The 12,456-nt window shown below is 48.8% G+C and carries 9 protein-coding genes; all 9 read right to left on the reverse strand.

Annotated features, from left to right (window positions below):
• Positions 1 to 29: 29 nt before the first annotated feature.
• The gene (gene gltB / locus EL173_RS13030; protein ID WP_005691223.1) at positions 30 to 4,496 is read right to left on the reverse strand and encodes a glutamate synthase large subunit; all 4,467 of its coding nucleotides are present in this window, start codon (positions 4,494 to 4,496) and stop codon (positions 30 to 32) included.
• 295 nt (positions 4,497 to 4,791) lie between these two features.
• Positions 4,792 to 5,319: a QueT transporter family protein gene (locus EL173_RS13035; RefSeq protein ID WP_005691221.1), complete on the reverse strand. Its 528-nt coding sequence runs from the start codon at positions 5,317 to 5,319 to the stop codon at positions 4,792 to 4,794.
• A gap of 513 nt (positions 5,320 to 5,832) precedes the next feature.
• On the reverse strand, positions 5,833 to 6,216 hold the full coding sequence (locus EL173_RS13050; RefSeq protein ID WP_005686631.1) for a type II toxin-antitoxin system PemK/MazF family toxin: 384 nt from the start codon (positions 6,214 to 6,216) through the stop codon (positions 5,833 to 5,835).
• Positions 6,217 to 6,235: 19 nt separating this feature from the next.
• A complete protein-coding gene (locus EL173_RS13055; protein WP_005686632.1) occupies positions 6,236 to 6,484 on the reverse strand; it encodes an antitoxin in 249 nt (82 codons plus the stop codon).
• 111 nt (positions 6,485 to 6,595) lie between these two features.
• On the reverse strand, positions 6,596 to 7,735 hold the full coding sequence (gene alr / locus EL173_RS13060; protein ID WP_064522064.1) for an alanine racemase: 1,140 nt from the start codon (positions 7,733 to 7,735) through the stop codon (positions 6,596 to 6,598).
• On the reverse strand, positions 7,722 to 8,096 hold the full coding sequence (gene acpS / locus EL173_RS13065) for a holo-ACP synthase (RefSeq protein ID WP_005686634.1): 375 nt from the start codon (positions 8,094 to 8,096) through the stop codon (positions 7,722 to 7,724). Before acpS ends, alr begins: the two co-directional genes overlap by 14 nt.
• Positions 8,097 to 8,264: 168 nt before the next feature.
• Positions 8,265 to 9,773 carry a degradosome RNA helicase CshA gene (cshA, locus tag EL173_RS13070; RefSeq protein ID WP_005686635.1) on the reverse strand — a complete coding sequence of 503 codons (1,509 nt, stop codon included), beginning with the start codon at positions 9,771 to 9,773 and terminating at the stop codon, positions 8,265 to 8,267.
• 273 nt (positions 9,774 to 10,046) lie between these two features.
• Positions 10,047 to 11,435 (reverse strand): UDP-N-acetylmuramoyl-tripeptide--D-alanyl-D-alanine ligase, encoded by a 1,389-nt coding sequence (locus tag EL173_RS13075; protein WP_014571607.1) that lies wholly within the window; start codon positions 11,433 to 11,435, stop codon positions 10,047 to 10,049.
• A gap of 146 nt (positions 11,436 to 11,581) precedes the next feature.
• Complete coding sequence (locus EL173_RS13080) at positions 11,582 to 12,346, reverse strand: hypothetical protein (RefSeq protein WP_005691211.1); 765 nt, start codon at positions 12,344 to 12,346, stop codon at positions 11,582 to 11,584.
• Between the last annotated feature and the right edge of the window lie 110 nt (positions 12,347 to 12,456).

Here is a 12,456-nt window from a genome sequence, read left to right on the forward strand (position 1 = left end):
TTTAGTCGTGCTTTTATCAAAATCATCGGCTAGTGTCCATTGCCCATCGCCGTGTCAAAAGCCTGCTCAATGACCTGTTCTTCAGACAACTCGGGCTTGGTAAACTTTTGAATGAGATCGCGCATCTTATGATAATCACGCGGATAAACTTTCACGAACTTTGTTTTCTCGGTTTCCCAGTGTGTCAAAATCATTTCGGCCGTCTCGGATTGTGTATATTGCACATGCTTTTTCAATAAATCCAGCAGCACACTATCATCGCCTGCTTCATCTAGCCGGTACAAGTCCACGAGCTCCTGGCTGCAATTTTTGGCAAAGTCATGTGTCCAGTCGTAAACATACGCAACGCCACCGGTCATCCCGGCCGCAAAATTGCGCCCTGTGCGCCCTAGAATGACGGCAACCCCACCGGTCATATATTCGCAGCCGTTATTGCCGACGCCTTCAACGACCACTTGTGCCCCGGAATTACGGACACAGAAACGTTCACCGGCCCGCCCGTTAAAGTAAGCCTCACCGCCTGTTGCACCAAAGCATGCAACATTGCCGACGATCGGTGAATGCGTATAAAGTTCTCGCGCCTGTTCTGGTGCCGCCACAATCAACCGGCCGCCAGAAAGCCCTTTACCCACATAGTCATTAGCTTCCCCGACCAGTTTGATGGCTAATCCTTGCGTAATAAACGCCCCAAAACTCTGGCCTGCCGTACCGTGATAGTTAAACTGCAGCTGCCCCGGTTTCAACCCATTATTGCCAAAATGCGCGGCAATCCATCCGCCTAGGCGCGTTCCAACCGCCCGATCCACATTATTAATCGGTAAATCAATCGAGGTGGCATTTTGCTGTTTAAGACTGGTTTCAGCAAACCGATCCAAATCCGGCCAGTCATATTTCGGCTTAAATGGATTGGCTTTTTTACGCGCAATCGGAACCGTCTTGCCTAACATTCGGTCATAATTCAATGTCTTTGCCTTGCCATATGGCACATAGCGAGGTTTTAGGTGTTCTCCGTGTCCAACCATTTGATCTACGGTGCGATAACCCAAAGCCGCCATTTGTTCGCGCAGATCTTCGGCTAAAAATTGCATCATATGCATGACGTTTTCCGGGCGTCCGGCGTAGAGTTTGCGCAATTCCGGATTCTGGGTGGCGATGCCGACCGGACAGGTGTTGAGATTGCATTTTCGCATCATCACGCATCCCAGCGCTACCATGGTCAGGGTGCCAAAACTGAACTCTTCGGCACCTAACATGATCGCAACCGCAATGTCGCGCCCGGTTAAGAGTTTACCGTCAACTTCCAAAGTCGTTCGCTGCCGCAATCGATTTAATGCCAGCGTCTGGTGGGCGTCTGCCAATCCCATTTCCCACGGCAAGCCACAGTCACGCGTGGAGTTTCGAGGAGCGGCGCCGGTTCCGCCGTCATAACCTGAGATGACGACCGTATCCGCGCCGGCTTTCACCACTCCGGCGGCAATCGTGCCAACTCCGGTCGAGGACACAAGCTTAACGTTGATCTTGGCATAAGGATTGACTTGTTTGAGATCGTAAATCAACTGGGCCAAATCTTCAATCGAGTAAATATCATGATGCGGCGGTGGTGAAATCAGCTGAACACCGGCAATCGAACCCCGGATGCTCGCCACCCACGGATATGCCTTGCCAGCAGGTAGTTGCCCACCTTCACCGGGTTTAGCCCCTTGCGCCATTTTAATCTGAATTTCTTCGGCACTCATCAGATACTCGGTATTGACGCCAAATCGTGCCGTGGAAACCTGTTTGATCTTACTGTTGCGGTTGACGCCATCTGCCCCGACATGGAACCGATTGCGATTTTCACCGCCTTCACCCGAGTTGCTTCGGGCGCCCAGCCGGTTCATCGCAATCGCAATGGTTTCATGCGCTTCTTCTGAAAGGGCACCAAAACTCATCGCCCCGGCCTTGAAGCGTTTCACAATGGCACTGACCGGTTCGACCTCACTCAAAGGAACCGCTTGTTGGCCGCTTGGCACGATCGTCCACATCGAACGCAAGGTGACCGGAGTTGTTTTGGCTTCCTGTTCTACTTCGGCTGCATACTGCTGATAGGCCTGATAGTCACCGCTTCTGACCGCTTTTTGGAACTGGTAAATGCTCTTAGGGTTATAAAGATGCGCTTCTCCATCCGCCTTGAATTGGAAGCTGCCGCCTGAAGGTAAATCATCAATGGCATGATGACTGAAAGCCAGTTGATACTTCTGATAGTACTCATTTTCCAACTGATTCAGGTTAATCCCGCCGATTCGGCTTGGGGTGCCCGTAAAGTATTGGGCAACGACATCATCCGCCAGTCCAACCGCTTCAAACAGCTGGGCTCCTTGATAGCCGGCAGTCGTCGAAATCCCCATCCGACTCATAATCTTAATAATGCCTTTGGTGGCAGCAGCACAAAATGACGGCAGCTGCTGGTCATAGCCGCGCTCACGCAAGGTGGCAAATGCGCCATAAGGATGAATGGCCGCCGCACCATACCCGACCAAGCAGGCAAAATGATGAATTTCGCAAGCTTCGGCCGTATCCACCACTAGCGATGCCGCTGTCCCTTTGCCTTGGCGTACCAGATAATTGTGCAATCCCGACACGGCTAAAAGAACCGGAATCGTCAGCTGGTTATCGGCAACTGGCCGGTCAGTCAAGATTAGAATCGTCGCCCCGTTATCAATCGCATTTTCTGCTTGGGTAAACAATTCTTTGAGCACATGTGCCAGGCGATCAGGTCGGTCTGTCAAATCGTAGGCTAAAGATAACTTAGCGACCTTCAAAAGCGGCAAATCCAAACTAAGTACTTTGGCGTATGCTTGATCATCCAGAATAGGGCTATCAATTTTGAGTTTGTGACAATTGTCCGCAGTATCGCGCGTGCAATCGCCATCGCGGCCAAGAAAACCAAATGTTCCAATGACTACTTTTTCCCGCAATGGATCAATCGGTGGGTTAGTCACCTGCGCAAAAGATTGTTTGAAGTAGGTGAAGAGTGATTGCGGGTGGTTACTTAAAACTGCTAGTGGCGAATCAAACCCCATCGCCAAGACAGGTTCGCCGCCGTTTTCAGCCATCGGGATCAACGCTGTCTGAATGACTTCATGCGTATACCCGTGCCGCAACCATAGTTTTTTGAGCTGATCAGGTGCAATGTCTTCTTTAGGCTGAACCTCTGGCAATTGATCAAGTGTGAGCCGATTAGCATTGATCCATTGTTGGTATGGATAGCCTTCTGCACAATGCCGTTTTAGCTCATCGGTTTTGAAAATCCGTCCTGTACTTGTATCAAGCAGCAGCATTTCTGCAGGTGCCAGAATCCCCTTTTCAACAATATCGCCGGGATCAATATCCACGACCCCGGATTCTGATGCGACGACCAGTTGGCGTTGGTTGGTCAAGGTATACCGCGATGGACGCAATCCGTTACGGTCAAGAAATGCGCCGACTTGAATGCCATCGGTGAAACATAAAGCAGCGGGACCATCCCACGGTGCCATAAACGTCGCATTATATTCGTCAAACGCGCGCTGTTCATCCGACATTTCGGTACCCGCACCCCAGGCTTCCGGTACCATCATCAGCAATGATTGTGGAATTGAACGGCCGTGTCGATATAAGTATTCCATGCAGTTTTCCAGCTTAGCAGAGTCGGAATCGGTTTCGTCATAAATTTCGATGCCGTGGCTTGTCATCCAATTTTCGGCGCCCTTAAGCGTATTAATCTCACCGTTATGCGCCAGAAAACGAAACGGTTGTGCCCGATCCCAGCTGGGAAACGTATTGGTCGAAAAACGCGAATGAATCAGGCAGATAGCACTTTGCATTTGTGGTCGATGCAAATCCGGATAAAAAAGACTGACTTGATACGCATGCAACATGCCTTTATAGACTAGCGTGCGACTGGAAAAAGAACAAATGTACATTGATTGCCGATCAAAGGTCTTTTCCAACTGGCGGCGTAACGCATATAAATGATCCTCAAATTCACGCCCGGCCTTTGTGTCAGCCGGACGTTGCACCACAATCTGAACAAAACCCGGCATTGCTTGTTGCGCAGCCGGGCCGCAATTTTCATAAATAAACGGCACATTACGGGTCCGAAGTATCGGAAAGCCCGCGTCGTCAATTTGATCAACCACAGCCTGCAGCATGGCGGCCTTTTTGGCTTCATCATGGGGTAAGAACAATTGGGCAACCGCATAGTCACCCTTAGCCGGCAGTGTCAATCCTGCTTGCGTCATTTCATCGCGAAAAAACGCATCCGGCATTGCCATCAGGATTCCGGCACCGTCACCGGTATCAGGTTCCGCGCCAGTACCCCCACGATGATTCATCCGCTGTAACATAGTCAATGCCTTTTCCACGATTTCATGACTGGCATGACCATCAACTTGGGCAATAAAACCCATGCCACAAGCCGCATGCTCATATTCAGGCAAATACATTAGATTGGTATCATCTTTTAATCTTTTCATAGAATCTCCGCCTTATTCATTAACGTCCGGTCCTTATCAGCGTTATTGTTCTCATATTATTCTAATCATGTCTCATTGACAAGATTTTTTTGACCGAACACGCGTGATGATTGCGCATATTTGTTTTGTCATGCACAAATTAAATTGCCGTCATAACCACAAAAAAACGGCTCCAAGCAGGCAACTTGCTGCTTTAGAACCGTTTATCCGCTGTACCATGACACGCTTATAACTTCAAATAAGTCTTCAAGATTCCAAATAAACCCTGTATCACGAAAGAACTTAGGCACCATCCCTATTTTTGCGCCATGGCCGTCCGAAAATGAACAATCCGATCAAGTGCCAGCATCACTGGGGCAGAAAGAGTCATGACAATGAACTCAGACAGCATCAGAGATCCATATGTTGGCAAAAACATGGTGGCAAACTTCAAGTGACCGGTCCAAATAATCTCAACTGCAATCAACGCCATCGTCAGGGTCATGACCGCAATATTCAACGCAAAACGTTGCCATAATTGCTTTAGCTTAGGCGCCAACCAAGCTACCACCGATAACCCAATTAGGCTCTGACCGCCACCAAAGACAACATCCAGCCAGCCTAATGGCGAAAAAATCGCGTTAAAAATGACGACGCCAGAAACCACGCCGATCAAGTAGCGACGATCAAAGACCACTAAATGATTCAAGCTTTCCGAGAGTCGAAACTGAATCGCCCCGCTGGCAAGATTAAGGCTGGCCGGTCCTAACGATAAAACAATATAAATAGCCGCCACCAAAGCATTTAAAACCCAACCGCGAATACCCATTTTTGTTTGCTTCATGCCGTTTACCGCTCCCTTACTTAAGCTTGGTTATGTATTACTTATTCTCCATAACACGCTCCCTGGTGCAAGGATCTGCGTGTGAGGACCTTGGTTGCAATGGCCAAAGCCCGGCCATACGTCTGAGGCCGCTTATGTTCTGGTTTACGCCCATAACGCGTTCGCCAGCCCAGAAGCCTGCGTGTAGGGACCTTGGGCGCAATGGCCAAAGACCGGCCATTGTGCCTGAGGCCACTTATGTTCTGGTTTACGCCCATAACGCGTTCGCCAGCCCAGAAGCCTGCGTATAAGGACCTTGGGCGCAATGGCCAAAGCCCGGCCATCACGCCCAAGGCCACTTATGTTCTGGTTTACGCCCATAACGCGTTCGCCAGCCCAGAAGCCTGCGTGTAAGGACCTTGGGCGCAATGGCCAAAGCCCGGCCATCACGCCCAAGGCCACTTACACTCCGGCTTCTAACCGGGCTGGCTCACGCTCATCAAAAAAGCGCCTCTTTTTCATCGAGGCGTTTGCTTAGTTTTTATTATATGTTTTCGGCTTAGGCAAGCTGACGAGTCCGACCGATATCGCCAGTGCCCGATCCACCGCTGCCATTTTGGCACTTGAAAGAGCGGTAACGCGTGCCTGTAACCGTTGCTTATCAATTGTACGAATCTGTTCAAGCAAAATGACTGAATTACGCTCAACCCCGTCTTGCTTGGCGCGCAAACCGACATGGGTGGGCATTTTGGGTTTTTGGATTTTGGAGGTAATGGCAGCCACGATAACAGTGGGGCTATAATGGTTACCAACATTGTTTTGAATAATAAGTACGGGCCGGTTGCCGCCTTGTTCCGACCCGACAACCGGCGATAAATCGGCGAAAAATACATCCCCGCGTTTGACTGTTACATCCATGCTTTGGCCCCCTTGCTGCTTATCGAATATGGGCGTATGCCTCACTTTCGCAGGCGGAGAAAGCATGGCTGATTTCCGTATTGATTTGTCCCATTGCCACATAGCCAGAAATCAATTGATTGATCTCAGGTGCTTGTGACTGCAAAAACTTCGCCACTGCTTCAGTAATGACATCCTGAACACCCATATCATTCAACTCGCAATAGGCATCCAAACGCGCTTTGATAGCACTATCAAGCGCGACCGTTACTGACGTTTCCTTCTTCATGACAACTTCCTCCAACTTCCCAAGTTCATGGTGATACTTTAGCACAAAATCAGCTGATGGGCTACCTGTCAAAAAAATCGATTCATCTAAGCCAGTTACTTAAAACCGATATTAACGCGCAATCGGGTTGATACTTTGACGTTTCAACCGCGATGTTAAATTGCTGGCAATTTCATAATGAATGGTGTGGCTATACTTAGCAACGTCCAGAAGCGTAATCTCCTGATCGCCACTTTGCCCGATTAACACAACTTTGGTACCTGCCGGATAAGCTTTTGGCAAGCGAATCATGAACTGATCCATGCAAATTCGCCCGACGATTTCACACGGATGACCATCAACTAAGACGTGAAAGCCCTGTAACCGCCGCAGCCAGCCATCTGCATAACCGACTGGCACCGTCCCGATAAACTCATCACCTGTAGCGCGATACGTCACCCCATAAGAAATCCCATCGCCGGCATGAACTTGCTTGCAAAAAGTTAATTCGCTCTCCAGTGACAAAGCCGGCTCAAGCGGAAACGGTGTGGTCGGAATCACATCACCTGATGGATTCAAACCGTAAATTGCCACACCATAACGAACCATATTGCCGTTACATGCTGCATGCCAAAGACTTGTTGCCGAATTTGACACATGGACATAGCGTGGCCGGTGCGGTAACAAAGCCACCATATGGTTGAATTTGGCAACTTGCTGTTTGAAGTAAGCATCATCAGGATCATCAGCCGTAGCAAAATGCGTGAAGATCCCTTCAATTGTGAACGCCTTGGGATGCGCTTGAATGAAGGCAACGGCATCCAAAAGTGTCTGATCATCCGTAAAACCAATCCGCCCCATACCGGTATCTAAAGCGATATGCAGCCGCAATGGTGGTAACTCCGGTTGCGCCTCTAAAACTGGCAAGGCCTGCTTGAGCCAGTCAACACTACTGAGCGGTAACGAAACCATCTGCGCAGCCGCAATGGCAGCATACTGACTCGGAACGATTCCCAACACCAGCACTGGCTCTGTATAGTTAGCCGCTCGTAAATCCAATGCCTCATCAAGCAACGCCACACAAAAACCGCTGGCACCGGCCGCTTTAGCCACATGCGCCACCCGCAACATACCGTGTCCATACGCATCCGCCTTCACCACAGCAAACAGTTGCGTCTGCTTCTTCAAGCGCGCTACCTCATGTTGAACATTATGCAAAATTGCCGTTTCATCAATCAAAACCGTTGCTGGTCGCAAGTTACCGATCGTCACGTTCAGGACCTTCTTTTTCTAATATTACCTCGGTAAACACCAAAGTCTCACTATGGGAAATGGAAACAAATGCCTTTCCGGGAAAGGGATGTTTCGTCACAATTGGCTTGCCGAGTTCGTTATTCAAAACTTCCACATCTTGCAAGGCAACTTTACCCAGCCCTGTCCCAAAAGCTTTTGAGTAGGACTCCTTAGCCGAAAAGCGACCGGATAAATACTCCACCGCCCGCCGACCATCGAGTTGTTGATAATTCGCCAATTCTTTCGGCGTCAAAATCTTAGCAGCAAATCCATGGTTCTTCTCTTGAGCCGCTTGAATCCGCGCCAAGTCCGTCACATCAACTCCAATACCATAAATCATGGCCGCCTCCCAAAAATCTGTGATACCGCTATTTTAACATTTCACCAAACAACCGCCTAGTGAGCACGAAAAAACGATCCCGGAAGATGCAGACTTGCATCACCAGGATCGTTTTTCAGCGCTGGTCATTGATTCGCATGAATGACCGGTCTATTAACGTACTGGTGATTATTCACCCGTACGGATTTTGAAATTACGCTTAACGTTTTTACGTTTGTCGCCAAAGTTGCGCTTCTTGTCATAACTGCGCTTGCCATCGCGATTACCTTGATAGCCGCCATCGCGCCGCTTGCCTTTGTAGCCGCCTTTATAACCGCCACGATTGTTACCATGGCCGTGATTGTTGCGGCCGCGACGTGGTAATGGACGTTCTGGTGTAATTTTAACCGGAACGGCACTCGCATCGTCAGGGCTGACTGCCTTGAGATACGCCGAAACCAGCTGCAACGGGGTGTAGTTTTCCAACAAGGTTTCAGCCATTGCTTCATACTTTTCGGTATCGTTAGCTTCAACTTGTTCCTTGATGGTTGCCAAGCCGCTGGAGATCTGGCCCATTAATGCTTCTTCAGCTGTCGGCGGCTTCATCGGTAACATCCGCTTCTTGGTGAGATCCTCAATGGTGTGCAGATATTCAATTTCATTTGGCGTGACAAAGGTAACGGATACCCCTTTATGTCCGGCGCGTCCCGTCCGACCGATACGGTGAACATAGGAATCCGGATCTTGCGGGATATCATAGTTGTAAACATGGGTGACACCAGAAATGTCCAACCCACGAGCAGCGACATCAGTTGCAACCAGAAAATCTAATTGGCCGCTCTTGAACTGCCGCAAAACGCTCATTCGCTTTTGCTGGGTTAAATCGCCGTGAATACCTTCAGCCCGATATCCGCGCGCCTTTAATCCCCGTGTCAGTTCGTCAACACGACGCTTGGTCCGTCCAAAAATCAGCGCCAAGTCCGGATCCTGAACGTCAAATAGTCGTGTCATGACATCGAACTTTTCATAGTCCTTGGCCCGAACATAATATTGCTCAACGGTATCTGCTGTCAGTTCCTTAGCCTTAATCTTGACAATCACAGGTTCTTTCATGAACTTGTTGGTTAAACGCATGATCGCTGCCGGCATCGTCGCGGAGAACAGTAGAGTTTGACGCTCAGTCGGCATTTGTTCAACAATCTTTTCAATATCGTCAATGAAGCCCATATCGAGCATTTCATCGGCTTCATCCAACACCAAGGTATCAAGGTGTTCCAGCTTTAAGGTATGACGACCAATATGATCAAGAATCCGACCAGGTGTCCCAACCACAATTTGCGGATGGTCAGCAAGCTGACGAATCTGGCGGCGAATATCAGCGCCGCCATAGACAGCCTGAACCTTGATCTTCTTGTCGCGGCCTAAACGGTAAAGCTCTTCTTGGGTCTGAATCGCCAATTCCCGAGTTGGGGAAATGACCAATGCTTGGATACTCCGGTCGGCTTTATCGATGTGTTGCAGAATTGGCAAGCCAAATGCTGCCGTTTTCCCGGTACCGGTCTGGGCTTGACCGATCACATCTTTGCCTTCCAGAACCAGTGGGATCGTCTCCGCTTGAATCGGCGTCGCTTCCTCAAAACCTGACTGGGCGATTGCCTTTAAGAGATCATGATCCAAACCTAGTTCTTTAAACTTCAAATGAGTTCCTCCTTGAGAATTCTTGCACGCGTTTACCCAAGCGTGTTTTCAAGAAATCCGCGGGCGTCACGTGCATTTTCAGTAAATGACAAAAAAACATATCCCAACAATAGTAGCACGTCCACTATCGAAAAACAAGGACGGCGATTGCGAGATATGTTAACCAGGCACAGGTAATGCCCACTTTCATCTATTAAAAGTAGTAAAAGCTTTTAGTATTTTCAAGAAAATTAAACTTACTGATGCCCCTCAATATCTTGTTCAAAGTCCGATTCACGCATGTCCGCCTGCGACCAGCGCAGCCAAAACAGTTTCCAGATGCAGACCATGGCTCGCTTTTAGCAACACCATGTCATCGTGCCCGACATCGTTTTGCAAATCGCGAATCATGGTACTTTTGGCATCCAGCGGGTAATAGTGTACTTGATCTTGCGGATACTTTGTCGTTAACGCTTCGGCAAGTGCCTGCATTTCCGAACCGTATAAGTAAACCTCCTGAATTTCGTGCGGATCAAGTGCATCGGCTAGTCCCGCATGCAACGCCCGGCTTTGATCGCCAAGTTCAAGCATGTCACCTAAAACAGCAATGTGGCGTCCTGCCGTCTGAAATTCGCTAAAATCATGGATGACTGCTTTCATCGCGGTTGGGTTGGCATTGTAAACATCGCTCAGAATCTGCTCGCCGACATCGCCAATTAACCATTGTGTGCGATTAGCCGTCACCTGAAAATGCGCCAGTGCTTTTTGCATGGCTTCCGGTTTGACATGGAAACGCCGACCTACTAGCAACGCAGCCAAAGCATTGACCACATTGTATTCACCCATAATAGGAATTGAAAAGGTCAATTCCGGCCACTGTTCGACGGTAAATTCGGTATGATTGCGATGGCCGCTAATCGAATGGGCAAAAAGCGTATTTTCCGGATGTAAACCAAATGTTTCTTGTGATTGGGTGACTTGCTTAGCGCGGCTCACCAATAACGGTTCGTCACCGTTAAAAATAAAGGTGCCATCCTCTTTCAAGCCATCCGTAATTTCCATCTTGGCATCTGCAATCTTAGCGCGCGTCTTGAAAAATTCAATATGGGCCTCGCCAATCATGGTAATCACTGCCACATCCGGTTCGGCCAACGATGACAATGCATGTAATTGGCCGGGCCGATCCATCCCCATCTCAAGCACCAGCACTTCGGTATTGGGCTCCATACTGAGAATCGTCATTGGGACACCGATTTCATTATTGTAATTATCCGGCGTCTTCACAACATGGTATTGCGTTGCCAAAATCGCCGCAGTCATGTCTTTTGTCGTGGTCTTCCCATTGCTGCCGGTGATGGCAACGACTTTAGGGTTCACTTTCATTAGCAAATAATACTGGGCTAACTTCTGCATGGCTGCCAGCGGATCCGGGACCACCAATGTTGGCAGTTTAGTCGTCATTGGCAGATGGTCCTCTGCCACAAAAGTTGCGACTGCCCCCGCAGCAGCCGCCGCTGGAATAAACTCGTGCCCGTCACGCTCGCCATGCAATGGGACAAATAACATTCCCGGCTTCAATCGCCGCGAATCAAATGCCACCCCGGTTGCCACTTGCGAACCGACTGTTTCAGAGAGTGGCTGGGCTTTTACGACACGTGCGATCTCTGCCAATGTCATTTTCATCATTAACTCGACTCCAATTCTTCAACTTCACCTCGTTTTTCAACAAGATGACAAACATTTTTCAATCAAAATCACGGAACAATTTGCAATTACAACAGGTTCTTCCTGCCTAAAAACACGAAACTGCCCCACAACAGGCAGTTTCTTTAGCGCTCGGTTTTTTCTTGATTTCTATCGGGATCTAGCAACCATTGATTCTTTTGCCGCATTAAAACTAGCTTACCGAGTTTACGGGCCGTCTCATCCGGAAAAATACCATCCGGAATAAACCGCTCATGCAGCGCCAGCAACGGAATCGTGATCCGTTCACGCGAAAACTGAACGTGACGGAAATCAAATACCACACCATCTTCAAGTAAAGGTAGCAGCTGCGTATAGGCACCGTGCGACAAATGTGAAAAGTGTTGTTGTCGCAGCCGCAACCAAAATGGCTGTTCATTGGCAATTCGTCGTAAGTATTTATTGATCGCCGCAGCTAAAAAGGCCTCAAATAAGCTTTCATGCCGTAAATACATATTGACCGTGCCATTACGCATCGGCAAATAAACCAGCTCATTTTGCAATTTATAGTAAAACGGTGAGTTCAGATGCGTTTTCGCATGACCTAAGTATAGCAGTTCTGCGATCTCATTAGGGGTCAGTTCCTGCAAAAACCGCGAACGCGAATAATCCAACCAGCAGCGGGTTTGCCCTTCCTTACTACGCAAAAAATCCCGCACTTGATCCTTGCCATTGATAATATTAAACCAAGTGTGCGGATCAATCTGTTCCTGTTCATTGACAGGTGGCAACAGGAGCAAATGTTCCGGCAGTTTTTGCTGGCTATTCAGCAAATCACTCGCCGAAATCCCATAAGTCAAAAACAAATGGGCTAATGGTTCATGGTGAACATAAATCAGTGCATTCCGCATGGTTAAAACCCCTTAATACTCCCACCACTATTATACGACTTTCGCGGCTCTTCATTCATGCAGTATGATGAATTTAAAGCGCACGTGACATCGACAAACTGCACGGTTAG

Source organism: Lacticaseibacillus rhamnosus (assembly GCF_900636965.1).
In the GTDB taxonomy this organism is placed as follows: Bacteria; Bacillota; Bacilli; order Lactobacillales; family Lactobacillaceae; genus Lacticaseibacillus; species Lacticaseibacillus rhamnosus.

Coding starts and splice junctions, on each gene's coding strand:
- gltB (WP_005691223.1), bottom strand. CDS start 4,496: ATGAAAAGATTAAAAGATGATACCAATCTAATGTATTTGCCTGAATAT.
- EL173_RS13035 (WP_005691221.1), bottom strand. CDS start 5,319: ATGAAGCAAACAAAAATGGGTATTCGCGGTTGGGTTTTAAATGCTTTG.
- EL173_RS13050 (WP_005686631.1), bottom strand. CDS start 6,216: ATGGATGTAACAGTCAAACGCGGGGATGTATTTTTCGCCGATTTATCG.
- EL173_RS13055 (WP_005686632.1), bottom strand. CDS start 6,484: ATGAAGAAGGAAACGTCAGTAACGGTCGCGCTTGATAGTGCTATCAAA.
- acpS (WP_005686634.1), bottom strand. CDS start 8,096: ATGATTTATGGTATTGGAGTTGATGTGACGGACTTGGCGCGGATTCAA.
- EL173_RS13075 (WP_014571607.1), bottom strand. CDS start 11,435: ATGAAAATGACATTGGCAGAGATCGCACGTGTCGTAAAAGCCCAGCCA.
- EL173_RS13080 (WP_005691211.1), bottom strand. CDS start 12,346: ATGCGGAATGCACTGATTTATGTTCACCATGAACCATTAGCCCATTTG.